We start from the raw sequence: 23,604 nt of genomic DNA on the forward strand, positions 1-23,604 counted from the left end.
ACTAATATACGGTGAAGCAAATTGTACTTTATTATAGTAAAAATTCAGAATATAATACGGTTAATGAATTCTAACTCGTTCTGATGTATACGTACGAGTAAAGGGGTGAGAGGATTATTCTTACTTTTCGTTGTCGTCAAATACTAAAAAAAATCATAGATGCAAAACGCTCCTTTAAAATTAAAGACTTAGCTGACGAATTTCATGTTAGTACCCGAACGATTAAATATGACTTAGAAAATGTCCGCTTATGGTTAGAAAAACAAAAGGAACAAGTGGTTCAATTAGAATCCAAGCCCAATCTTGGAATATGGCTTGAGGGTGATCCTACAGCTATCAATAAGATTCGCAGTATGTTAGATAATGAAGCAGGGGTGGCCTTGCTCCTTAATCAAGAGGAACGAAGCAAGTATATTGCATTAGAATTATTGATCAATGAAAAGTTTATTACCATTAATCTTTTAGCTGAGAAGATGGGAGTCAGCCGTAATACAGTAGTTGCTGATATGCAAAGAGTAGAACGACTTCTTCAGAACTGGCGCATTGAAATGGAACGGAAGGTTCATTATGGTATACGTGCAGTTAGCTCAGAGGTTAACCGCAGGTTAGCGCTGGAATATGTGGTACAAAGTTTTTTAAATAGTAATGAAATGTCATATATTTTGCACAGCATTGCACGTGAGTATGAATTTCCATCTCGTGTAGGTAACGTTATAACCACTTTTTTATTAGAAAAAAACCAGTTGAAAATTGTATGCCAAGCCATTGGGCGTATTGCTGCAAACATTAAGAAGGTAGGGGAACAGTATCTTTCTGATCGAATGCTGATTGGTGCGTTAATACGATTTTGTGTTGTCATTCAAAGGATTAAAACTAACAATGGTCTTACTGCTTCCGATACGACAGTTGCTATACAAGCAAAAGAACATCCAGTGTATAGTATTTTCAGTGAAGAGTGCGCAGCACTTGCTAATCATTTAGGAATCGAGATATCAGATACAGAAATTGGCTTTGTCTGGTTACAGTCTCTAGGCAATGGCATGTATCATAATGAACTTCATCATGATAGTTATAAACAACCAGTAGTTACAGGGATAACTGCAAAAATCATCAGCAAAGTGAGCCACTGCTTAAAAGTAACATATACCGATGACACAGAGTTGTTTGATAGTCTGCTCGCCCATTTGACAGATAAATTAGCAAAGTACGAATATGGCGTTATTGATCCGAATCCCTTGGTGGCAGAAGTCATTCAATCCTATCCAGATATGTTTAGGTGTGTAAAAGAAGTGTGCTCTGAAGTATTTGCGGAAATCAACGTGTTTTTGACAGATCCTGATTTAGCATATATCGTCCTTCACTTCCAAGCAGCATACGAGAGGAGATATGGGAGGTCACAGTTTAGGGCGATTGTGGTTTGCGGTACAGGACGAGGCACGGCTAGGCTGCTTAAAACCAGATTGGAAAATGAAATAAAAAGTTTAAGTGTGCTCGGGTACTGTTCTGTGCTTGAAATTGAGCAAGTCCTGAAAATACAACCCATTGATTTAGTGATTAGTGTATTGCCCATCAATACAGAATGCCCTCTCGTTGTCGTCAATTCCATACTTACGCAACGAGATATAGTGGCAATTCATGAGGTATTGAAAAAAATAAGTGGTACCCAATTAGAATATACCCTAGAGAGCCCAGAAAAAAAACATGATTTTTCGGAATCCTTTATGTTAATGATTCGGAATATTCATGTTACAGAGTTACCTTTTGTTGAAAGCATTTCGCAGGATATCATTAGTAAGGGGTTTCAACTTGGTATGTTAATTACAAGTGAGTTTAAGGAATATCTTTCTGAGCAAGCAGCCGCTGGTTTGATGCTTCATTGTTTGCTTATGGTCAACAGGCTGGCCTTTGGTTCTCCCTATGTTGATTTTAACTATAGTGATCAGCCTGAGAGTAAGCGATTAGCTGAGCTACGGTGTAAGCTGATCAATGTGCTAGGTGAAGAGTATCATAGTATACCAAAAAGTGAAATTAGTGCAATGCTTCGATATTTTTCGTGAGGAGGTATAGAAATGGCTTTTGATCTTCTGATAAAAAATGGTATGGTTATCGACCCTATTTCTAAAATCCATAGGAAATATGATATTGCTGTTGATGCTGGTCGTATTTTTAGTATCCACTGTCCAGAAGATTTTGCTTTAGAGAATAGTGCAAAAGACATACTTGATGTCCAAGGTTCTTTGGTTACGCCTGGTTTAATTGATCTTCATACCCATGTATTCCCTGGCGATACTGAACTAGGTATTGACGCTGATTTGGTCGGAGTACAGCAGGGGGTCACTACACTAGTAGATGCGGGAAGTGCTGGTGCAGTAGCGTTTCCAAGGTTTGTTACAAATGTTGTTGAAAAGAATACAACCCAAGTATTAGCTTGGATTAATATAGCTGGTGATGGATTGTGCTCTGGACGGGATGAGTTAAGTGACCTTACTAAGCTGGACAAAGAGAATGTAGCTGAACGAATTGCCCAATATCCGATCATTCGGGGAATAAAAGTACGAATGAGTAGTTCGGTATTGGGAAATAGCGGTTTACAGCCTTTAAAAATAGCCAAAAAGTTATCACGAGAGGTAGGACTCCCGCTGATGGTCCATATTGGTAATGGGCCGCCTGCGCTTGGAGATATCTTGAATGTTTTGGATGCCGGTGACGTACTTACCCATGCTTTTCATGGTAAAAAAGGTGGTATTTTTAAAGGTGATGAAATACTTCCTGAGGTACGTCAAGCTTTGAAGCGTGGTATCTTATTTGATGTGGGTCATGGAAACTCAAGCTTCAGTGTACAAACATTACAGAAAGCTCAAAGGGCAGGAATTACCCCCTATTCAATCAGCACGGATATTTACTTGGCTAATTTTAATGGTCCAGTATATAGTTTAACAACTACTTTATCGAAATTCTTGGCATTAGATTTTTCTTTGGATGAGGTTATTGCAGCAGTTACTGTTGCGCCAGCTACCATACTGGGGATGGAGCATGAAATTGGCTCATTGCAAGTAGGGAGAATTGCAGATATTAGTATTCTCGCGATAGAAGATGGGGTTTTTGAATTTGTTGATGCAGAAAATAAGACTTTTAAGGGGCGCCAGTTGCTCCAAGCGAAATTCACAATAAAAGCAGGAAAGGTATTGGAATGTAAATGATAGATACACTGATTAAAACAATTTCTTTGGAGATGCCTATGGGCCCGGAGGAAATGACCGAGTTTAAAAAATTATTGCACATGGTAGCAATCAATGCAAAACAAGTTGGTCTAGAAATATCTGAGGAACGTTGGTTAAGTATGGGAATTCATTTGTTATCTGCCATTAGGCGTGTTAAAAAAGGCGAAAAACTTCCTACGGTAGATCAATTCATAATGGATCAGGTCAGTCCGGATATGATGGAGCTTAGTAGAAAGATATTACTAAAAATTGATAGTGAACTTAATGATGAGACTGAAACCGTGTTATTGGCCTTGCATTTTGAGACAGCTAAAAATAGTAATTAAAAAAGGAAAGGGGATTTATCAATGGACAAGAAAGTCAGAGTGGTAATTGGGGACCGTTTAGGCAAAGGTCAGAAAGTAGCGCAAGGTGTAGAGCAGGCTGGCGGTATACCAATCTTGATTGCTGGTGTTGCCGCTGATATGAAGGTGGCGGATACTATGCACAAAGAAGCAGCTGATTTTGCGATCTCATTTTGTGGCAGTGGCGGTGCAGGGGCTATAACAGCAAAAACTAAGTATGGCTATCCTGTTGAATTTGGCCTTCGTTCTGTTGATGCAGGTGTCACAGCCATTCGAGCAGGTAAGAAGGTGGTTGGCTTTGGCTTTATGGATATTGAAGAACTGGGCAGAAGGTTAACGGAAGAGTACATAAAATTACAAGAAAAAAATAAAGAGGTACAATAATGTATAAAGAGTTAAAACATACGTTATCTTTGAAGGGTACAGGCGAGAGCAAAGAAAGAGCCTTTAATGATGTTTTTTCTCAAATTAAGCCCTTGGTAGCCAAGACTTTTGAAAATATCATTTTACAAATAGAACCACAAGAAGTTGAAGTAATATCTGCTATTGAAACCAGTTATACTGAAAAGTTTTTAGGAATTTTATTTCCCCGTAAACGGACAAGGTATGATATTGCCGTTAATATAACTGTCCGTCTCAGAATGATTGATATGACAGAAATTCAGTTTGAGAAAAGAACGGAAGAATTATCAACGGTGCAAAGAGTGCTGCGCATGCAGTAATAGTTGGTAGTAATTAAGGGAGGGGTAGGCAGATGGATACAATGACGATAATTTTCGAATCAATTATTATTGGTGCTTTGGTCGGTTTTGGCGTAGGGGCAGGTGCTGCTAGAATGTTCCATGCACCAAATGTTCAGGGGATGGGAGCTTTTCGGACTTTTGGTGAGCTAAATGCATGTGAAGGTGATCCAATTTCTCATTTCTCTTTTGGTTTAGGATTTTTATTTAATTCTTGGGCATCCGTTGTTGGCGCTGGTGCTTTTACTCAAGATGTAGAACACCGTATTATTCCAAATTGGGCAGCCGCAGCATTGCTTTCTAAAAATCCTAAGGTAGAAGAAACCTTGCATAATCCCAAAAAAATGGCTTTTGCTGGTGCTGCCATTGGCATGGTTGTAGTTACTGTGATGAACTCAACAGCCGTAGCGATTCCGGCTTCGCTGCAAGTTATTGCGACAAAAGTGCTAGTTCCAGCAGCCAACTGGCTGATTAATCCAGTTATGCCTATCGTTTTCTGGATGGCAGCTATTGATGCTGGTCAAAGAAGTGGTACATGGGCTACTGTTCTGGGAGGTTTGTCCCAGCTTGTTATGGGAAATGCAGTGCCAGGGATTGTCTTAGGGATTTTAATAGGTAAAGGTGTAGATGAAAGCGGTTGGAATCATATTACGAAGACCTTGGTAGTAGCCGTAGTGTTATTGTTTGTATTCAGTGGATTCTTCCGTGGATTTGATGCCAGATTGTTAAATGAGTTTCATATTGGTGTACCAGCAGGATTGATCGAATTCCATAAAATCTTTGGATCGGTGGTGAAATAAATGGAGAATCAGGAAAAACAAACTGAATTAACCGGGTTTTGGTATTCTGAATGGGCTTTTGTTCTTTTTGTAGCCATGCTTTCTGCAGGGATATTTTCTGGTACCCATATGTATTATGTGTATCATATTGGTGCCTTTAATGATATTGCTATTGTAGCTATGTTGGAAGGCGGTTTGAAAACTGGTGCATATGGTGCAGCGGCTGCTTTTGGCGCAAGTTTTCTCTTTGCTCGAGTTCTGGAAGGACCCCTCGTCGGCATTTTGGATATTGGAGGTGCACTGCAGACTGGGATTGGAATTGGGGTTCCTGCTATGCTTCTTGGTATGGGAGTAACAGCTCCGTTGGCGTCTTTTCCTCTTGCGCTGGCTACTGGTGGGGCACTTGGTTTAATAATTGGAACGATCATTGTGCTAATTCGTAAATTTACAATCAGTGGAAACTCGTCTACCTTTGGTGCTGATGTTATGATGGGGGCAGGTAATGCATCAGGAAGATATTTAGGTCCTCTCATTATTATCTCAGCTACAATGGCTTCCATTCCCGTAGGTTTAGGAGCAGTGATTGGTGCAGCCATCTTTTACGTATGGCAGAAACCAATTGCAGGTGGAGCGATTTTAGGGGCAATGCTTCTTGGAGCCTTTTTCCCTATTTTGACAAAGTAGATGGAGAAAGACTATCTTGTAATTAGGGGTGCAGAAAATGAATATTTATCAAAAATTTGGTTTGCGTAAAATTATTAATGCAAGCGGTAAAATGACAGTACTAGGAGCTAGTGCAGTACATTCCGAGATTGCTCAGGCTTTGAGTGCGGCCGCTATGGATTATGTTGATATTCATGAATTGATGATTGCTGCTGGTAAAAAAATTGCACAAGTGACAGGTGCTGAAAATGGCTGCCCTACTGCTGGGGCTGCGCCAGGTATTGCGATAGCTACAGCAGCTGTTATTGCTGGCGAAAATTTGGCACTTATTGAGAGAGTACCTAATACTGATGGTCTAAAAAATGAAATTATTCTTCAGAAGGGCCATTCTGTACATTTTGGTGCTTCTCTTCCCCAGATGATTGCCTTAGGCGGTGGTAAAGTTGTAGAAGTAGGGCAAGCCAATCACGTGGAGAAAGACCATATTCTTGGAGCCATTAATGAAAAAACAGCAGCATTATTTTACATAAAATCTCATCATGCAGTACAAAAAGGGATGCAGTCCTTAGAGACGATGATTGCTATTGCCAAAGAAAGAAATATTCCTATTCTTGTTGATGCAGCAGCAGAAGAAGATTTTAAATGTTATATTGCTAAGGGTGCTGATATCGTCATTTATAGCGGTGGCAAGGCTCTAGAAGGTCCAACTTCAGGGTTGATCTGCGGTAGAGACGATTTAATGAAAGCCTGTCATAAGCAATATAAAGGAATTGGCAGAGCAATGAAGGTTGGGAAAGAATCCATTGTTGGTTTGATGACGGCCTTAGAACGATATCAATCGAAAGAAGATGATTCACAAGGACAAATGGATCGCATGAATTGGTTGATTCAAGAACTTGCTGCTGTTCCTGGTATCAAAGGTGCCATTGTGCAGGATGAAGCCGGGCGGGCGATTTATCGCGCGCAGCTTACAGTTGATGAAAAGATTACGGGAATCAGTGCGATAACATTGGCTAACGAATTAGAAACAGGCGATCCTGCTATTTATACTCGAAATTATTATGCCAACATAGGAATCATCAATGTTGATCCTCGTCCTTTATTATTGGATCAGGAGAGAATAATTGCGAATCGTATTCGTGAAATCATCAGTAAGTGTAAGGGGAAGGAAGAGAATTAATGAAAAATGTAACTGTTCGTTTAAATTTATTAGCTAAGGATCGTCAGAATGCCTTGGACATTGTAGAGGCTGCTGAGGGGCAAGTATATATTGGAATGATGGTTAAAAATTTTAACTCCAATGATGAAGCGATAGATAAAATTCTAGAATTTCAGCAAGCTAACATTCCGGTTTCTGTTGGTTTAGGGGCGGGAGATCCTGCTCAATGGAGTCGGGTTGCTGAAGTGGCGATAAAAACAAAACCAGTACATGTAAATCAAGTGTTCCCGGCTGCTGGTTATACCCTAGCAGGATTAAAAGGTGTTGGCAGCGATCATACAATGGTGAATGCGTTGATTAGCCCTGTAAGTCTTGGAAAGGTATCTGTATGTACAGGACCACAAAGTCAAAATTTCCAAGATAGTATCTCTTGCGATGGTGCTGCTGCTATGCTACATGAAATTGGCATACATTCTGTAAAGTTTTATCCGATTGAAGGGCAATCAAGATTAGACGAAGTTGCTGCAATGGTACGAGCAGCTGTTCGGCAAGGAATTAGAATATTTGAACCTACGGGCGGAATTGATATTCATTCGGTTGGCAAGGTGGTAGAGGTTTGTGCTGAAAATGGTGCTGAAGTTATCATTCCTCACATTTATACTGCACTGGTAGACAAGGCAACAGGTCTAACCGATCCTAAGAAAGTTGCTGAGTTACTTACAGCACTGTCAGGGAACTAATGTAAAAAAGGAAAAGAATGATAGACCACTCTTTTGAAAGAATTTTCGGAAGGGTGGTTTATCTTACATTACACACTAATTTATTGGTAAGCTGCGTTGATTCCATGTAGTAAGGTTATTTTCTTATTGATTAGGAGGGAATTCTATGCACTATTTAGATGTTAAATTAGTTGCTATTGATTTGGATGGGACGCTGCTACATGATAGGCGCCAAATTCCCGAAGAAACCATTCAGGTTATTCAGCAGGTTAAACAGCAAGGCGTAATAGTTACATTGGCTTCAGGCAGATCCTTTTGCTCGGTGATTCCTTATGCAAATCAGTTAAAGATAGAAGTACCCTTGATTACTCATTGTGGTGCTTACGTTGCCGATATAAAAAAGGAAAAGATTATTACTCGAAGGCCTATCGACGCAGCTAAGTCAACAGAAATTATTAGTTTTTTCGAGGAGCAAGGTTACTATATTAAGGTGTATTGTAATGAGATGTTCTTTGTACAGGAAGCAACGCCTAAAACCATTGAATTTTCGAGGAATTTTAATATTCCTTATACAGTCGTGGGAAGGGGACAACTAAGGAGATTGAATGAGGCACCTTTTCGTATTGTTTTACAAGATGAGCCAAAGCGCATTCAGTATGCCAAAGAGCAGCTTAGCCAATGGAAGGATGCGGTCACTGTTTTTCAAGATTCACCAAGGGGGTTGGAAATCGTAGATGTCGAGGTAAATAAGGGCCTTGCGTTAGGTACTATTTGCCGAGAATTGGGAATTCCTTTATCACAAGCATTAGCCATTGGAAATGAAGGAAATGATATTGCAATGCTTCGAGCTGTGGGATTGGGAATTGGGATGGGAAATGCGAGTGCGGAATTAAAGCAGCATGCGGATATTATCATCCCTAAAAGCAATTTAGAAAGAGGAGTGGAATACGCTTTAAGGAAGTATGTTTTAAAAGAAAACATATAATACTATACAATATAAATAATTCTGCATAATAAGGCTTTTACTAGAGGCTTTACTCGTGTTAGGATAAAGGAAAGGACTGGAATTATTTTAAAAGGAGAGTGTTCTATGTTTAAACAGATCCACGTTTTCCCCTTAGCGTTGAGTATGATGATGCTTTCTACTACGTCTAGTGCAGTAGGAGCTCCAGAAAATTCTCAGATTGCTGACCGAGCCCAAATACAGGCTGAATATAAATGGAATCTTGAGGATTTATACACAAGCGATGATGCTTGGCAGGTAGACTACAACAAGGTGAAAGCTATGTTGCCTAAGATTACCGAATTTAAAGGTAGGCTGCATCTTTCGGGTAAGGAGATGCTTGCGTGTCTTACACTTCGTGATGAAGTAACCATGATTACAGGCAAGTTGTATCCTTTTGCCCGTATGCATCAAGATGAAAATACGGCTGATAATAAGTACCAAGCATTAACTGGCAAAGCTCAATCATTAAATGTGGAAGTTAGTGCCGCTACTTCCTTTATTGAGCCTGAAATTGTTTCTATGCCAACGGAAAAATTGCAGGAAATTAGACGTCAGGAAAAAGGGCTAGCAATTTATAACTTTTATTTTGATAGTTTAATCCAGCAAAAAGAACATGTGCTTTCTCCTAAGGAGGAAGCACTACTATCAAAAGCAGGGGAAGTAGCGGAAACTCCTGCTACAGTTTTTAATGTTTTAGCAAATGCAGAAGTTCGATTTCCTAACATCAAAGATGAGCAAGGACAGGAGGTCCAATTAAGTGAAGGTCGTTACACCACTTACCTTCGCTCATCGGATCGGCGTGTTCGTCAGGAAGCCTTTGCTGGTGTACTGGGTTCTTATGGTCAGTATCGTAACACCTTGGCAGCAACTCTCAATGGGCATGTCAAACAGCATGTGTTTTTCGCCCAAGCCCATAAGTTTCCTTCGGCACAGGAAGCTGCTCTTACGCCAAATCATATTCCTGTAGCTGTTTATGATAATTTAATTCGTACCGTCAATCAAAATCTTGCCCCACTACATCGGTATGTAGCCTTAAAGAAGAAGGCCTTAGGCGTAGACGAAATACATATGTATGATTTATATGCACCGATTGTAAAGGATATAGACATAAAATTGACTTATCCAGAGGCTTTGGAGGTTGTAAGGCAAGCTTTAGCTCCTTTAGGGGAAGAGTATATCGAAAACTTTAACAAAGGTATAGCAGCAAGTTGGATCGATGTTTATGAAAACCAGGGAAAACGTTCAGGTGCCTATTCTTGGGGCGTTTACGGCATACATCCGTTTGTCCTTTTGAATTATCATGGAAGATATAGCGATGCTTCTACATTAGCCCATGAGATGGGGCATGCCATGCATAGCTACTATAGTGCCAAGCACCAGCCTTATCCTACTTCTGACTATGTGATCTTTACAGCAGAAACTGCTTCTACTACCAATGAAATTTTACTCATTGATTATATGCTGAAGCACACAGAAGATAAAAAGACAAAAATATATCTCTTAAATCAATACTTAGAAAATATTCGTACTACCTTATATCGCCAGACCATGTTTGCCGAATTTGAAAAAGCAATTCACGAAAAAAGTGAGCAAGGGGAAACCTTGACGGCTGATGTGATGGAAGGCATGTATCATGAACTTAATGTAAAATATTTTGGTAGTGATATGGTTGTAGATAAAGAAATTGATATAGAATGGGCTCGAATTCCTCACTTTTATCGTAATTTTTATGTATATCAATATGCAACTGGTTATTCAGCAGCAACGGCCTTTGCTGAAAAATTACAAACAGAAGGTAAGACGGCCCAAGAACGCTACAGTACCTATTTCTTAAAAGCTGGTGGTTCAGATACACCAATCAATATTTTAAAACATGCTGGTGTAGATATGTCTACCCCTGAGCCTATCGAAATTACGTTACAGAAATTTAATCGGCTATTAGATGAATTGGAAATGTTAATGAAAGAAGAATAGTTCATAATTAAATAGTATCTTAATTTAACTAAAATGGCGCCAGATCATTCCTTGATCTGGCGTCATTTTTGCTATTATAAGCTTTTAAATTGGGGGAGATATTCTTTGTGAGCTTCTAACATTTCATCAAATAAAACTTTAGCCATTTTATCGGAAGCGACCAACGGGTTCATTGTCATAGCTAGTAAAGCTTTATTATAGTCGCCTGTAACAGCTGCATCAATAACTACTCTTTCGAAGGATTTAATCTGTTGTACTAATCCGTTTATTTGTATGGGAAGCTCACCGATAGCAATTGGTTGAGGACCATCTTTAGTGATCACACAGCTTACTTCTACAATGGAGTCAGGCGAAATTCCGGCAATTGCCCCATTATTTCTCGTATCTACGGGTTGAATATCACGCTTGTCATTATATATTGAATTTATCAATCTACAGGCTGCATCGCTATAGTAGGCTCCACCACGTTGTTCTAATTGTGGTGGTTTTATGTCCAAATTCGGATCTTTATACAATTCGAACAGGTCATCCTCCAGTTTTTTTACTGTTTCAGCTCTAGTTTCCCCTTTGGCAAACTCTTCTAATTCCTTTTCCAACATTTCATCTTTTTTGAAATAGTATCTGTGATAGGGACAAGGTATTACATTTAATCCTAGTACAAATTCAGGTATCCAATTAATATTGATAACATTTTTTACAGTACTCGGCATCTTGCCAGCAGCAATATTATCAATCACTGATTTGGTAATGTTCTCACCATCTAAATATGCATTTAAACCAAATACCATATGATTCAAACCGGCAAAGTCAATTCGAATTCTACTGTGTTCAACATTGTATAGTTTGGCTATTGCCATTTCCATGCCAATAGGTACATTACATAAGCCGATAACCTTCTTATTTTTCCCATATCTCAGTACAGCTTCCGTGATCATTCCTGAGGGATTGGTGAAGTTGATTAGCCAAGCATTTGGGCATAATTCTGCCATATCTTTATCAATTTCAAGTATGACTGGAATAGTTCGCAGTGTCTTAAACATCCCGCCGGCACCATTGGTTTCTTGTCCAATATAACCATGGTTTAATGGAATTCTTTCATCCTTTATTCGTGCATTTAAGAGGCCTACGCGAAATTGTGTCGTTACAAAATCCGCATTGGGCAGAGCCTCTCTTCTATCTAGAGTCGTGTGTATTTCCATTGGTACCCCGGATTTTTTGACCATTCTTTTAGCAAGATCACTTACAATCTTTAATTTTTCTTTGCCTGCGTCAATATCTACTAACCACAGTTCGTGAATGGGCAGTTCATCATATCTTTTTATGAATCCTTCAATAATCTCCGGTGTATAACTTGAGCCGCCACCGATTGTCACAATTTTTAACCCCTTCATAATAAAACCTCCTAATATACTCGGAATTTTTATCTCTAGAATAATCATATAGTTCTACCAGAAGGAGCGCAATTACGATAAAGTAAAACTGTACTAGTACAGTTTTACTTTAAGAGAAGGGAATACGCATTAGCTATTCCTCGTAGTGAGATAAAAGAACTTCTTACCCTTTTTCGGAGAATGGAGGCTGTATTTTGTCCAGAATAAGGCAATCACAACAGGGTCATAATAAGTGTATATCGATTATGGGAGGCTTGGTTGTGAGCAATCAAATAATATTATGGTCTATGTTAATTCTTCCTTGGCTAACTCTCTTCTTCATGCCTAGAGAGGAAATTAAGCGATGGATGCCCGCAGCCTTGTTTGTAATAGTAACGAATACTTTAATTGTTGATGTAGGCGTTACTTGGAAGGTATGGGAGACCCGTGAGAATGTTTATCCGCTTAGCGAAATGATAAGTTTTGTTTATGGTGCATTGCCAATCGGCGCGATGTGGATTCTCAAATATACTTATGGGCGGTTTTGGTCGTATGCAATTGTTCAGATCATAGGCAGTTTACTATTAATCCTTTTGGTACAGCCCTTGTTACACCGCCGAGGAATATTCGTGTGGCTTGACGAAAATGCTCTTGCGGGGATTGGGGCATTTACAACGACGGTCGTGCATTTAATTTCCGTCTATATTTATCAAATGTGGCAGGATGGTATATTATTCTCCTCCGAACGAATCAATATCTCTCCTAACTTGCAGCCAACGGCAGCTAAGCCGCTAGACAAGAATGAACAAGATAAAAATCCGTAGGAAATCACCAATACATGGTTGCTATTAGCGCTACATCATGATATAGTAATAGCACTAGGTTTACAACGTTACAATTAAATATTAAATCTTATCCAGAGTGGTGGAGGGACTGGCCCAATGACACCCAGCAACCGGCAGTAATGCAGTGGTGCTAATTCCAGCAGGAGCAATCCTGGGAGATAAGAAGGTTTACTATGTAATAAAAACCCTTCTTATTTATAAGAGGGGTTTTTTTATATTTGAGATGGTGAGGAGAGGGTATATGGATGCTGTTAGATAACAGCCGTAGCATGCAGACAACGTTAACTTACTTTCCAGGATTTAAGTGGCGGCCTTATTTAAAGATGGCTAAAGTAGCTGATACAGAAAATCCCTTGTACCTCAAATTAGGGGGGATATTAAAAGAGGTTATTGTAGCATATGAAACCTATGGACATATATCTGAAAACGGCGATAATGTTATACTCTTACATCACGCCTTGACAGGTGATAGTCATCCAGCCGCCCATAACCAGCATGACGAAAAAGGTTGGTGGGAACCACTGGTTGGTTCAGGGTGCCCCCTAGATACAGATAAGTATTTTATTATTTGTGCCAATGTGCTTGGTGGTTGTCAAGGGACAACAGGTCCAGCTTCCCCTAACTTAGAAAATGGGCTGGCTTATGGCATGGATTTCCCGGAAATAACTTTATTAGACATGGTACAGGTACAGAAACGATTACTAGATTTGCTGGGGATTAAACATGTTAAGTTAATTATTGGCGGTTCCATGGGTGGAATGCAATCTTTGGAGTGGGCTGTAACCTATCCTGATTTTATGGATGGTGTTATGGCAATTGCCGCTCCAGGATATTCATCTTCTCAGTCCATTGCTTATAATAAGGTAGCACGGCAAGCTATAACTCTTGACCCAGGTTGGCAAGGTGGAAATTACTATGGCGGGAATGGTCCAGAAAAAGGATTAGCAATTGCCCGATCGGTAGGTATGATTACCTATCAATCCGAATTGTCTATGGAAGGAAAATTTGGACGGAAACGCCGCAATGGATGTTTTGAAATTGAAAATTACCTAGATCATCAAGGTAATAGCTTAGCGCGCCGTTTTGATGCGAATTCTTACTTATATTTACTACGAGTCTTAGATTATTATAATTTGTCAGATAGCTGTAAAAGCTATGAGGATGCTTTAGCCCAAATTACGGGGAAAGTAATGGTTGTGGGGGTAAGTTCTGATATTTTATATCCTCCTTACCAGCAAGAAGAATTGGTGGAAGCTATGCGCGATTGCGGAGTGGATGCCGAGTATGCCTTACTTGAAAGTCCTCATGGTCATGATGGTTTTTTAATTGATTTTCATTTATTAAGGCCCTTGATCAATGAGTTTATAAAAAAGCTAACTATAGGTAAAGTAACTAAAAACTAGGAGGATGTATAACATGTCAGTACAAGAAAAATTACGTTTTGATTCATTAGCCGTTCACGGTGGTCAGGAGCCAGATCCGACAACAGGATCACGAGCAGTTCCCATTTATCAAACTACTGCTTATAATTTTCGTGATAGCGAGCACGCTGCCAATTTATTTGGTTTAAAAGAGTCTGGTAATATTTACAGTCGCTTGACTAATCCTACTACTGATGTCTTAGAAAAACGCATTACAGCTCTTGAAGGTGGAGTCGGAGCTTTAGCCTTTGCTTCAGGGCATGCTGCAATTAGTGGAGCCATCTTAAACATTGCCCAAGCAGGGGATGAAATTGTCAGCTCTTCAACTCTTTATGGCGGTACTTATAATATGTTTTCCTATACTTTGCCTAATTTAGGGATTAAGGTAACCTTTGTTGATCCAAGGGATCCAGAAAATTTCCAAAAGGCGATTACGCCAAAGACAAAAGCGTTATATGGTGAAGTGATTGGAAATCCCAAAATTGATATTTTTGATATTGAAAAAGTTGCTGAAGTGGCCCACCGAAATGGTATCCCATTAATTGTTGATAGCACGTTTGCTACACCTTATTTATGCCGTCCTCTAGATTTTGGCGCAGATATTGTCGTTCATTCTGCTACAAAGTTTATTGGCGGGCATGGTACATCTATGGGTGGTTTAGTGATTGATGGTGGTAAATTCAATTGGGATAATGGAAAGTTTCCTTTATTGAGTGAGGCAGATCCAAGTTATCATGGACTAAAATATACGGAAGCCTTAGGACCTTTGGCTTTTATCATTCGCCTGCGAATCCAAGTGCTGCGCGATTTAGGAGCGTGCCTCAGCCCGTTTAATAGTTTTCAATTTTTGCAAGGGTTAGAAACTCTTCATTTACGTATGAAACGTCACTCCGAGAATGCGCAAGCCGTTGCTGAGCATTTAGCAAAACATGAAAGTGTGAGTTGGGTAAGCTACCCAGGATTGACCAATCACCCAGATTATAATTTGGCGAAAAAGTATTTTCCTCGTGGAGCAGGAGCTATATTAACCTTTGGCATCAAAGGTGGATTAGAAGCTGGTAGAAAATTTATTGATTCCTTGCAGTTATTTTCCCTATTAGCAAATGTTGGAGATGCTAAGTCTCTTGTCATTCATCCTGCAAGTACCACTCACTCTCAGCTCACATCAGAGCAACGTGCTAGTGCTGGAGTACCGGATGACATGGTACGCTTGTCTATTGGAATTGAAGATGTGGAAGATCTTATTGAAGACTTGGATCAAGGTTTGGCTGTTGCAAAGTAAATTGTGATGCTTGAGGTAACTATAAAATAAAACAATATAGTAAAAAGAGCTGCAACTATGATATTAGTAGAGGATATTATAGTTGCAGCCTTTTACTATTTGGCCATGAAATTTGTAAAAAATATATAAATATAATAAAAAATGTTAAAACGTATACCTTTTGGCAGACGAAAAAATTTTTAAAATGTATTATTGTATCTGTAACGGTTCGAAACGGGAAAATGATTAGAATAGATAAATCCAGAAGGAGTCTGAAGAAATGAGCTTAGTAAAATGGTTGGCCGGCTGGTATAAAAATAATTGTAATGACAATTGTGAGCATTGTTATGGTGTGAAGATTACAACAGTAGATAATCCAGGATGGTCTATAAAAATTGATTTAACGGGTACGGGATTCGAACAAAAAACATTTGAAACTGTTTATCTTGATAGGAGTGATAATAATTGGATTCGATGTCTTGTAAATGATAATACTTTCAAAGGATTTGGAGGGCCTGAAAATTTAGAAGAGATATTAGAAATTTTCAAGGAATGGGTTACTGACTTAAGTAAGGAAGAGAAGATTCAAGCGCCTCGCAATAAATATGAGTTTAAATACTTTGAATATACCCAAGAAGATTTGTAATAGAAAATTTCTTTCAAGTAACTTTCCCCTAAAGTTTATGAGGTGGATGACTATTATTTAAGTAAAACACCAAGGTAGGAGATAAATAATGAATGTTATTAAATTGTTAGAAGAATGGTACATCAGTAATTGCGAAGGTAATTGGGAACATGACTGGAATGTTAAAATTCAAAGCATTGACATGCTAGGATGGCTTGTTTCGATTAATTTAGTGGATACGAGAGTTGATGGTAAGGAGTTTCCTGCATATAAAGTGGAAAGAAGTGTTGATGATTGGGTACATTGTAAAGTAGAAAATAGTATTTTTAACGGTTCCGGTGGGGCTGGAAATTTAGAAGAAATTTTAATAGTATTTATAACCTGGCTAGTCAAGGTCGATAAAAATTTTAAAAAGAAAAAATAATCAGTGTTCTGGCACAGAATTACTCAAGCAAATTTGTAAAGGCTTGAAGGACTAGAGTACATCTTCTATATTTAATCTACTGTTGATTAGATTTTCGATAAATTGCATAAATATATGAAATTAGGTGGAGTAATTTATTTTCTGATCATGTATTACGGTGTGGGAGGACAAAAGTTTGGATGCCAAATTTATTAACCCTTTTTTAATTGCATTTACGGGCGTGATGCCTCAAGTTGGATTTGTAAATATTGTTAGAGGTAAAATTTGTTCCAAGGAACAATTTGTTGATAGTCTTGGAGTTAGTGTACAGGTTGGTGTGAAAAGTCAAAGCGATGGAAATATTGTTTTTAATATGTCGGAACAGACGGCTAAGAAAATTTCATCAGTTATGATGATGGGGACTGTAATCAATACGATTGATGATATGGCTAAAAGTGCAGTCTGTGAAGTGTTTAATATGGTTGTTTCTCATGCATCTACTTCTTTAAATAAGGAAGGATTTATGGTAAAAGTCAACCCTCCTATATTTTTGCAGGATAATACCAAAATTCAGGTGTGTAATAGTACATATATTGCTATTGAAATGATAGTAGATAATTGCCCGGTAGAAATGTCCATTGGTCTTAACGCTGGATAAGTGTTAAAGATATTGCTATCTATATATACAAAACCCTGTAAGAGTTCTTATGAATTTTTGCAGGGTTTTACTATATTAGATGGAATGTAGTCAATTACTACGTATTTGCGGTAAGGAAAAGAGTTATAGCAGGGGGAGTTTATTATGGATTCTAAACCGTTGTTTACTTACTGTTTGTCTAAAGAAGGTGCAATTGAAGACTATCCTTTTGGCCCAGATGTAATTGTTATGAAAGTGATGGGAAAAATGTTTGCACTCTTATCACGTAGGGAGGGACAGGTAAATCTCTCATTAAAATGTGATCCTAACTATGCAGAACTTTTACGTCAGCAATATGTAAGTATCTTACCAGGGTACCACCTAAATAAACGGCATTGGAATACATTATTATTGGATGGCACTATCCCGGAGAAGGAGATAAGGGGGCTAATCGATCACTCTTATGATTTGGTAGTTAAGTCCCTTACTCGGGAAAAACGGGCTAGGTTGAAAATAATAATTTAGGCTTGAAAAGAGTAAATGATATTATTAAGGGTAATCTATTGTAAATAGAAGTTTATATTGAAGCGAGGGATGAGTATTTCTACTGAATTAATCTTAGTTATAGTAATCTTGGTTGCACTTATTTTTACATTAACAAATGGTTTGCATGATGCAAGCTCCGTTGTCGCGACTTTTATTTCCTGCGGGGCTGCCACGCCAGTTCAAGCAATTTGTTTGGCGGCAATAGGGGGCTTTATTGGTGCGGTGACGAGTGGTAGTGCGGTGGCAAATACTGTCTCGGCAATTGTTGCAGTCCCTACAGAAACGGCATTACTAAAAATATTATTAGCTGCTATGATGGGAGCCGTAATATGGAATCTAGTAACTTGGAAGTTTGGCTTTCCTTCCAGCTCAACTCATGCGTTGGTAGGAGGATTAATAGGGGCAGTATGGGTTTCTCGTGGCAAAGAATATATTTTATGGGGGTGGGAAGAACTCTTATCACCAGAACATCAAGTTATCGGTATTAGCAAAATTGTGATAGCATTACTATTTTCCCCTTTATTAGGTTTTATAGTTGCATTCCTCCTCCAGTTTACCTCTAATCTTATATTGAGGAATGCTAAAATAACAATCAATATATGGATAAAGAGAGTGCAATGGATTATTGCTGCATTATTAGCTTATAGTCATGGCGCCAATGATACACAAAAAGTGGTTGGCGTTGTTTCCCTTGCTTTGGCAGCTGCCAATTATCCTTTTGGTCATGTGGAACCTTTCTGGATTAATGCATTTGGTGGTACAGTTATGTTTCTGGGAACTATGCTTGGCGGATGGTCAATTATGAAAACGATTGGGCGTGATATCTATACCATTCGTCCTATCCATAGTTTGAATTCTCAATTGTCTTCAGGTGGTTCCGTTATTTTGGCAACAGTTTTAGGAGCACCTGTTTCTACAACCCATGTAGTGGTGGGAAGTGTAGTGGGAGTAGGAGCGGCAGACGAATTTCGTATGGTCAATTGGAAGATTGGTCAAGAGATTATTGTTGCTTGGTGTGTTACCATACCGGCATCCGCGATGGTAGCGGCGCTCCTATATTACATAGTAGGATAGTTATTAAGGAGGGTGTATGGCTAAAAATAACTTCTGGGAAAGATTATTTCCTGTCAAATGGGATTTTAATAAGATGTTACATGATCAAGCTTTGGTTACTAGTAGTGGAATGAAAAGCCTAGAAAGTTGGATTTCTAGTAGATCAAAGGAAGATTATCAGCTTGTATTCCAAGAGGCAGATCGGGCGGATGCAATTCGATTTACTATGGAAAATAATCTAGTGGAGGCTTTTGTAACTCCCTTTGATAGGCAGGATATTTATTCTCTTTCTGTAGAAATGGATAAAATTGTTGAATATGCTAAGTCTACCTTAGAAGAAATGGAAGCATTTGAAGTTTTTGCTGACTCAGTTATTATAAAAATGGTAGAACAATTATCTAAAGGAACGGAACAGCTTGCTGAGGCAATTGACTTATTAAAAGGAGATCCGATTAAGTCGAAAACTTACATAGAAAACATTCGTGAAGTACAGTTAAGGGTGGAAGCTGATTATCGTGACGGTATGGTGGAACTCTTTAAGCGGGGAGATCTTATGTATGCCATGAAATATAGGGAGGTATATCATCATATTAAAGATGCGGCCATCCATCTAGGATATACTACAGATATTTTGCATAAAGTTGTAGTGCGAATTACGTAGGTGATAAACTTGCCTTAATCCTGAAAAATATGTATGTATTAAAAAAGAATTACAATAGTCTCCTGATATAGTATTATAAAATACTAATATTACAAAAATACGGGATAAATCATAAAAAATCATTGACATTGTATAAGCGCAATGATAGAATTCATTTCAAAGCATAGAACAATAGTAATGATAGAGATAGTAGCCTACTAGCTAATTTTCAGAGAGTTGACGTTTGGTGTGAGTTGACAATGAGCGGTGGGGGAAGATCACTCTAGAACTGTATTTCTGAAAGTAGTAAGAAATACCGGGGTAGCCTCGTTATTGGGCTTAGGTTTGATAGAACTGATAAGCGGCATTATTATGCAATTAAGGTGGTAACGCGGGTATAGCTCGTCCTTGGATATTTTCAAGGACGGGCTTTTTATTTATATTGAAATATAGGAGGTAATTTTATGTCAAACGGCAAACCTTTTAAACTAGGAAATTCTTATGTATCAATGGAAGATATCTATATAGCAAATCAAAAATTGCAGGGCGTGATAAAAAAAACGGAACTGATTGAAAGTCCAGTTTTTAGTAGTGAGTGTGGAAATCGTGTATTCATAAAACCAGAAAATCTGCAAATGACAGGTGCTTTTAAAATCCGTGGTGCTTATAATAAATTGAGTAAACTAAATGAATTAGAGAAAAGCAGAGGTGTTATCGCCTCTTCTGCGGGAAATCATGCCCAAGGTATTGGTTATGCTGCTCAATTACTTGGAATTAAGGCTACTGTAGTTATGCCGGCGACTACACCGATCATCAAAGTAGAGGCGACGAAAAATTATGGTGCAGAAGTAGTCTTATATGGTGATAGTTATGACGAGGCATATAAAAAGGCGAGAGAGCTTGAGGCAGAGCATAATTATGTTTTTGTTCATCCTTTTGATGACTTGGATGTTATCATTGGGCAAGGGACTGTAGCGTTAGATATCTTAAATGATTTAGAAGATGTTGATGAGATACTAGTTCCCATAGGGGGAGGCGGTTTGGCTAGCGGGGTGGCTTTTGTCGCAAAAATGCTAAAACCAAGCATAAAGGTAATCGGAGTGGAACCAGATGGAGCCTGCTGTATAAAGGAATCCCTCGCTCAAGGGAAAGTAACGGAATTAGAGAAAGTGGATACCATAGCTGATGGAGCAGCAGTTAAGAGGCCGGGGACGTTAACCTTTGAGTTTATTAGAGAATTTGTAGATGAAATTATCACGGTTTCTGATTTTGATATAGCAGAGGCCATACTACTTTTAATCGAGAAACATAAGCTGATTACCGAAGGCGCAGGAGCATTGTCTTTAGCAGGGCTAAAAAAATTACAGTCGAAAGGGAAAAAGGTAGTTTGTTTAGTAAGTGGTGGAAATATTGATATTCTAACCATTTCTGCCATTATTAATAAAGCACTTGTATTTCGGGGCAGATTGTTTTGTTTTACTGTCAATCTACCAGATAAACCAGGTGAGTTACTACATGTTGCAAAAATACTTTCTGATTCGAATGCAAATGTAATAAAATTAGATCATAATCAGTCTAAGGTTATGGATAGTTTTAAACAAGTTCAGCTAGAAGTAACAGTGGAAACAAACGGGCATTGTCATGTGGAGGAAATCGAATCAACATTCCAGAAGCATGGCATAGAAATTCAAAAAATTTATTAGAAAAAAAGTTAAACAATCCTAATATATGAGGTGACAATATGACTGTCAAAAAAGTATTTTGGGAAGATCCATATTTGAAAGAACATATTGCAAGGGTAACTTCTATTGATGAAAATGGCATTGCCTTAGATGAAACTATAGTATATGCCTTTTCTGGTGGACAGGTATCGGATTCTGGTACTATGAATGATTACCAGATTGTAGAGGCCAAAAAAGTGGAAAAGGAAATATATTATAGGTTAGACACAGATCAAGATCTAAAGGTTGGTGATACAGTTAACCTTGTTGTTGACTGGGAGAAAAGATACAAAATTATGCGCTTGCATTTTGCTGCCGAAATTATCTTAGAATTAATGACCCAGCACTTTCATAATCCAAAAAAAATCGGTGCAAATATTACTTCAGATAAAGCAAGAGTGGATTTTGAGTGGGAAGGAAATATTTCAGCAGCCTTTCCTTTACTTGAAGAAAAATCAAAGGAACTAATAAAATCAGATGTTCCAATAACCAGTGCCTTTAGTGATGAAGAAAAGGAAATTCGTTATTGGCAAATAGACGGTTTCGCCAAGGTGCCTTGCGGTGGAACCCATATTAAGCGGACTAGTGAAGTAGGAGCAATTCGTCTAAAAAGAGGAAAAGGCTTAGGGAAAAACAAAGAAAGAATTGAAATATATCTGACTGAGTAGCAAGATGTCAAAAAAATACTATTGCCTATTTATATTTCGTATCTTATAATGAAAGAAAAAAGTGTCAGCAAACTGACACAAGCAAAGATGCTTGTACAGGGACGGTTGTCGTTCTGTATTGGGCATCTTTTTTGTATTTATAGAGGGAGGTATTCTACTATGAGCATGCAAATTCCCTTGACTGTGGAACAGTTATCCACATATATTGAAACAAAGCAGTCAGATAAGATTATCGAGGGTTTTCAAGCACTATTGTCTTTATATCAATTGCAGCAAGCTAGGTTAGAAGCCTTACTAGATACAGTAAATGAAGCAGTATGTGTTATTGATGAATCGGATAAAGTAGTAGTGTGGAACCATCATGCAGAGCTTTTATACGGCATTGCTGCGGATGAGATTATAGAGAAACCCATCGAAGGTTTTTTTTCGAATTTGATGTTAACAAAAGTGATGAAAGAGCGTCGAACCGTTCATGAAGAATATCATACACCTTGTCCTGATACTCATGTGCTCATTAATGCGAGGCCTGTACGTTTATGGGGGCAAGTGATTGGTGGAGTTTGTGCAGAACGAGATATTACAGAGGTAGTACAATTAAATCAAAAATTATCGCAAACCCATCAGGAAGTGCAATCACTTAAGCAAGAAATTGATAAGATTCATTCCCAAGCCGATTATTTTGCGGCTATATATGGTCACAGTACAGCGATTCGGGAAGCCATTAGTATAGCTAGACGTGTTGCTTCGACTAAGGTGCCAGTATTACTACGAGGTGAAAGTGGTACAGGAAAAGAACTATTTGCCCGTGCAATTCATGATGCTAGCCAATGTAGTGGACCTTTTATTGCCATAAATTGCGGAGCGATATCGCCTAATTTATTTGAAAGCGAGTTATTTGGTTATCAACCAGGTGCCTTTACGGGAGCAGATCGAAAGGGAAAAGTAGGTTTGTTAGAACAAGCAAATGGGGGAACTTTATTACTGGACGAATTAGGTGATATGCCTAAAGATATGCAAGTTAAGCTATTAAGGGTCTTACAAGATAAAAGTTTTTTTCGAGTTGGTGGTAATAAAGCCATCCATATTGATGTACGAATTATTGCAGCTACCCATCGTAATTTGGAAGAAATGATCCGCCAGGGTGAATTTCGGGAAGATTTATACTACCGCTTAAATGTAGTGGCAGTATCCTTGCCCTCATTAAGGGAACGTTTAGATGATATTCCGGAACTGGTTCATAAAGGAATAGAGTATTACGGTAACCTTCATGACAAAAAGATTAGCAAAGTAGATCCAGCCCTTATGGCTTCCCTGATTCAATATTCTTGGCCTGGAAATATTAGGGAGTTGTTTAATGTGCTGGAAAGGTTGGTTGTTCTAGCAGATAGTAATTTCTTGGGGATGGATAACTTGCCGAGTAATTTCAATCAATTAGTCTGTCATGTAGTGGATTCGGAAACTAGGATAATCGATGCTGGTCTTCTTGAGGTAACAATTAGTTTAGAAAAAGAAATGATTGCCAAGGTGTTATCAGAACAACATTATAATAAAGCTGCGGCAGCGAAAAAATTAGGCATCCCTCGCAGTACTCTCTACTACAAAATGCAAAGACTAGGATTAGAGTGTCAATAAACTGACACTATCGTCAACGTTTAGATAAAATTTAGGGAAACCAAAAGGCGCAAAGATATTATTCCGGTATGCAAGATGATTTTTAGTACTATCGTTTGTGTCTGTAGATTTATTTTTACTAACTCCTCTGTATCTTTTAAAATAGTGATTTTAAAGGATGTAGAGGCTTTTTTTATT

The 23,604-nt window shown here is 38.5% G+C and carries 24 protein-coding genes, 1 riboswitch and 1 other annotated feature; of the genes, 23 read left to right on the plus strand and 1 reads right to left on the minus strand.

Annotation, left to right across the window (positions count from 1 at the left end; genetic code table 11):
- The first annotated feature begins 140 nt into the window (after window positions 1-140).
- From QSJ81_RS05980 to pepF, 11 genes are all read left to right on the plus strand, one after another.
- Window positions 141-2,057 carry a BglG family transcription antiterminator gene (locus QSJ81_RS05980; protein WP_285716662.1) on the plus strand — a complete coding sequence of 639 codons (1,917 nt, stop codon included), beginning with the start codon at window positions 141-143 and terminating at the stop codon, window positions 2,055-2,057.
- Window positions 2,058-2,069: 12 nt separating this feature from the next.
- Entirely contained in the window at window positions 2,070-3,200 is a 1,131-nt protein-coding gene (locus QSJ81_RS05985) for an amidohydrolase/deacetylase family metallohydrolase (RefSeq protein WP_285716505.1), read from the plus strand.
- Between the two features lie 38 nt (window positions 3,201-3,238).
- Window positions 3,239-3,547, plus strand: coding sequence for a PRD domain-containing protein (locus QSJ81_RS05990; protein WP_285716506.1), 309 nt, complete (start codon window positions 3,239-3,241; stop codon window positions 3,545-3,547).
- 21 nt (window positions 3,548-3,568) lie between these two features.
- Entirely contained in the window at window positions 3,569-3,949 is a 381-nt protein-coding gene (locus tag QSJ81_RS05995; RefSeq protein WP_285716507.1) for an SFCGS family glycine-rich protein, read from the plus strand.
- Window positions 3,949-4,287, plus strand: a complete 339-nt coding sequence (locus QSJ81_RS06000) for a DUF4312 family protein (protein WP_285716508.1) — start codon at window positions 3,949-3,951, stop codon at window positions 4,285-4,287. Before QSJ81_RS05995 ends, QSJ81_RS06000 begins: the two co-directional genes overlap by 1 nt.
- 32 nt (window positions 4,288-4,319) lie before the next feature.
- Window positions 4,320-5,105 (plus strand): DUF4311 domain-containing protein, encoded by a 786-nt coding sequence (locus QSJ81_RS06005; RefSeq protein WP_285716509.1) that lies wholly within the window; start codon window positions 4,320-4,322, stop codon window positions 5,103-5,105.
- Window positions 5,106-5,768 (plus strand): DUF4310 family protein, encoded by a 663-nt coding sequence (locus tag QSJ81_RS06010; RefSeq protein ID WP_038672423.1) that lies wholly within the window; start codon window positions 5,106-5,108, stop codon window positions 5,766-5,768.
- A gap of 37 nt (window positions 5,769-5,805) precedes the next feature.
- Window positions 5,806-6,927 (plus strand): DgaE family pyridoxal phosphate-dependent ammonia lyase, encoded by a 1,122-nt coding sequence (locus tag QSJ81_RS06015; RefSeq protein ID WP_285716510.1) that lies wholly within the window; start codon window positions 5,806-5,808, stop codon window positions 6,925-6,927.
- Window positions 6,927-7,646 (plus strand): KDGP aldolase, encoded by a 720-nt coding sequence (locus QSJ81_RS06020; protein WP_285716511.1) that lies wholly within the window; start codon window positions 6,927-6,929, stop codon window positions 7,644-7,646. The genes QSJ81_RS06015 and QSJ81_RS06020 overlap by 1 nt, the downstream gene beginning before the upstream one ends.
- A 145-nt stretch (window positions 7,647-7,791) precedes the next feature.
- Window positions 7,792-8,610, plus strand: a complete 819-nt coding sequence (locus QSJ81_RS06025) for a Cof-type HAD-IIB family hydrolase (RefSeq protein ID WP_285716512.1) — start codon at window positions 7,792-7,794, stop codon at window positions 8,608-8,610.
- Between the two features lie 105 nt (window positions 8,611-8,715).
- Window positions 8,716-10,605: an oligoendopeptidase F gene (gene pepF / locus QSJ81_RS06030; protein ID WP_285716513.1), complete on the plus strand. Its 1,890-nt coding sequence runs from the start codon at window positions 8,716-8,718 to the stop codon at window positions 10,603-10,605.
- Between the two features lie 74 nt (window positions 10,606-10,679).
- On the opposite strand, the gene QSJ81_RS06035 is transcribed toward pepF, so the two are convergent.
- On the minus strand, window positions 10,680-11,996 hold the full coding sequence (locus QSJ81_RS06035) for a 6-phospho-beta-glucosidase (RefSeq protein WP_285716514.1): 1,317 nt from the start codon (window positions 11,994-11,996) through the stop codon (window positions 10,680-10,682).
- Between the two features lie 260 nt (window positions 11,997-12,256).
- Between QSJ81_RS06035 and QSJ81_RS06040 the strand changes: the two genes are divergently transcribed.
- The 12 genes from QSJ81_RS06040 to QSJ81_RS06095 all read left to right on the plus strand — a co-directional run bounded on the left by QSJ81_RS06040 (window position 12,257) and on the right by QSJ81_RS06095 (window position 23,427).
- On the plus strand, window positions 12,257-12,799 hold the full coding sequence (locus QSJ81_RS06040; protein ID WP_285716515.1) for a hypothetical protein: 543 nt from the start codon (window positions 12,257-12,259) through the stop codon (window positions 12,797-12,799).
- A gap of 85 nt (window positions 12,800-12,884) precedes the next feature.
- Window positions 12,885-12,985: riboswitch (SAM riboswitch) on the plus strand.
- 80 nt (window positions 12,986-13,065) lie between these two features.
- A complete protein-coding gene (gene metX, locus QSJ81_RS06045; RefSeq protein ID WP_285716516.1) occupies window positions 13,066-14,223 on the plus strand; it encodes a homoserine O-acetyltransferase MetX in 1,158 nt (385 codons plus the stop codon).
- Window positions 14,224-14,236: 13 nt separating this feature from the next.
- Window positions 14,237-15,523, plus strand: coding sequence for a homocysteine synthase (locus tag QSJ81_RS06050; RefSeq protein WP_285716517.1), 1,287 nt, complete (start codon window positions 14,237-14,239; stop codon window positions 15,521-15,523).
- A gap of 259 nt (window positions 15,524-15,782) precedes the next feature.
- Entirely contained in the window at window positions 15,783-16,148 is a 366-nt protein-coding gene (locus tag QSJ81_RS06055; RefSeq protein WP_285716518.1) for an immunity 53 family protein, read from the plus strand.
- Between the two features lie 88 nt (window positions 16,149-16,236).
- The gene (locus QSJ81_RS06060; RefSeq protein WP_285716519.1) at window positions 16,237-16,551 is read left to right on the plus strand and encodes an immunity 53 family protein; all 315 of its coding nucleotides are present in this window, start codon (window positions 16,237-16,239) and stop codon (window positions 16,549-16,551) included.
- Window positions 16,552-16,726: 175 nt separating this feature from the next.
- On the plus strand, window positions 16,727-17,188 hold the full coding sequence (locus QSJ81_RS06065) for a chemotaxis protein CheX (RefSeq protein WP_285716520.1): 462 nt from the start codon (window positions 16,727-16,729) through the stop codon (window positions 17,186-17,188).
- A gap of 144 nt (window positions 17,189-17,332) precedes the next feature.
- Window positions 17,333-17,692 (plus strand): MmcQ/YjbR family DNA-binding protein, encoded by a 360-nt coding sequence (locus QSJ81_RS06070; RefSeq protein WP_285716521.1) that lies wholly within the window; start codon window positions 17,333-17,335, stop codon window positions 17,690-17,692.
- 57 nt (window positions 17,693-17,749) lie between these two features.
- Window positions 17,750-18,787, plus strand: a complete 1,038-nt coding sequence (locus QSJ81_RS06075) for an inorganic phosphate transporter (RefSeq protein WP_285716522.1) — start codon at window positions 17,750-17,752, stop codon at window positions 18,785-18,787.
- Window positions 18,788-18,803: 16 nt separating this feature from the next.
- Entirely contained in the window at window positions 18,804-19,427 is a 624-nt protein-coding gene (locus QSJ81_RS06080; protein WP_285716523.1) for a DUF47 domain-containing protein, read from the plus strand.
- 168 nt (window positions 19,428-19,595) lie between these two features.
- Window positions 19,596-19,819: a binding site (T-box leader), on the plus strand.
- A gap of 51 nt (window positions 19,820-19,870) precedes the next feature.
- Window positions 19,871-21,109: a threonine ammonia-lyase gene (gene ilvA, locus QSJ81_RS06085; protein WP_285716524.1), complete on the plus strand. Its 1,239-nt coding sequence runs from the start codon at window positions 19,871-19,873 to the stop codon at window positions 21,107-21,109.
- Between the two features lie 38 nt (window positions 21,110-21,147).
- A complete protein-coding gene (locus tag QSJ81_RS06090; protein ID WP_285716525.1) occupies window positions 21,148-21,795 on the plus strand; it encodes an alanine--tRNA ligase-related protein in 648 nt (215 codons plus the stop codon).
- 159 nt (window positions 21,796-21,954) lie between these two features.
- The gene (locus QSJ81_RS06095; RefSeq protein WP_285716526.1) at window positions 21,955-23,427 is read left to right on the plus strand and encodes a sigma-54 interaction domain-containing protein; all 1,473 of its coding nucleotides are present in this window, start codon (window positions 21,955-21,957) and stop codon (window positions 23,425-23,427) included.
- Window positions 23,428-23,604: the final 177 nt, after the last annotated feature.

Source organism: Pelosinus sp. IPA-1 (genome assembly GCF_030269905.1).
Lineage (GTDB): Bacteria > Bacillota > Negativicutes > DSM-13327 > DSM-13327 > Pelosinus.

Excerpts from the sequence above, each read along its gene's own strand:
- QSJ81_RS05985 (WP_285716505.1), top strand. The coding sequence starts at position 2,070 with ATGGCTTTTGATCTTCTGATAAAAAATGGTATGGTTATCGACCCTATT.
- QSJ81_RS05990 (WP_285716506.1), top strand. The coding sequence starts at position 3,239 with ATGGGCCCGGAGGAAATGACCGAGTTTAAAAAATTATTGCACATGGTA.
- QSJ81_RS05995 (WP_285716507.1), top strand. The coding sequence starts at position 3,569 with ATGGACAAGAAAGTCAGAGTGGTAATTGGGGACCGTTTAGGCAAAGGT.
- QSJ81_RS06000 (WP_285716508.1), top strand. The coding sequence starts at position 3,949 with ATGTATAAAGAGTTAAAACATACGTTATCTTTGAAGGGTACAGGCGAG.
- QSJ81_RS06005 (WP_285716509.1), top strand. The coding sequence starts at position 4,320 with ATGGATACAATGACGATAATTTTCGAATCAATTATTATTGGTGCTTTG.
- QSJ81_RS06010 (WP_038672423.1), top strand. The coding sequence starts at position 5,106 with ATGGAGAATCAGGAAAAACAAACTGAATTAACCGGGTTTTGGTATTCT.
- QSJ81_RS06015 (WP_285716510.1), top strand. The coding sequence starts at position 5,806 with ATGAATATTTATCAAAAATTTGGTTTGCGTAAAATTATTAATGCAAGC.
- QSJ81_RS06020 (WP_285716511.1), top strand. The coding sequence starts at position 6,927 with ATGAAAAATGTAACTGTTCGTTTAAATTTATTAGCTAAGGATCGTCAG.
- QSJ81_RS06025 (WP_285716512.1), top strand. The coding sequence starts at position 7,792 with ATGCACTATTTAGATGTTAAATTAGTTGCTATTGATTTGGATGGGACG.
- pepF (WP_285716513.1), top strand. The coding sequence starts at position 8,716 with ATGTTTAAACAGATCCACGTTTTCCCCTTAGCGTTGAGTATGATGATG.
- QSJ81_RS06035 (WP_285716514.1), bottom strand. The coding sequence starts at position 11,996 with ATGAAGGGGTTAAAAATTGTGACAATCGGTGGCGGCTCAAGTTATACA.
- metX (WP_285716516.1), top strand. The coding sequence starts at position 13,066 with ATGCTGTTAGATAACAGCCGTAGCATGCAGACAACGTTAACTTACTTT.
- QSJ81_RS06050 (WP_285716517.1), top strand. The coding sequence starts at position 14,237 with ATGTCAGTACAAGAAAAATTACGTTTTGATTCATTAGCCGTTCACGGT.
- QSJ81_RS06055 (WP_285716518.1), top strand. The coding sequence starts at position 15,783 with ATGAGCTTAGTAAAATGGTTGGCCGGCTGGTATAAAAATAATTGTAAT.
- QSJ81_RS06060 (WP_285716519.1), top strand. The coding sequence starts at position 16,237 with ATGAATGTTATTAAATTGTTAGAAGAATGGTACATCAGTAATTGCGAA.
- QSJ81_RS06070 (WP_285716521.1), top strand. The coding sequence starts at position 17,333 with ATGGATTCTAAACCGTTGTTTACTTACTGTTTGTCTAAAGAAGGTGCA.
- QSJ81_RS06080 (WP_285716523.1), top strand. The coding sequence starts at position 18,804 with ATGGCTAAAAATAACTTCTGGGAAAGATTATTTCCTGTCAAATGGGAT.
- ilvA (WP_285716524.1), top strand. The coding sequence starts at position 19,871 with ATGTCAAACGGCAAACCTTTTAAACTAGGAAATTCTTATGTATCAATG.
- QSJ81_RS06090 (WP_285716525.1), top strand. The coding sequence starts at position 21,148 with ATGACTGTCAAAAAAGTATTTTGGGAAGATCCATATTTGAAAGAACAT.
- QSJ81_RS06095 (WP_285716526.1), top strand. The coding sequence starts at position 21,955 with ATGAGCATGCAAATTCCCTTGACTGTGGAACAGTTATCCACATATATT.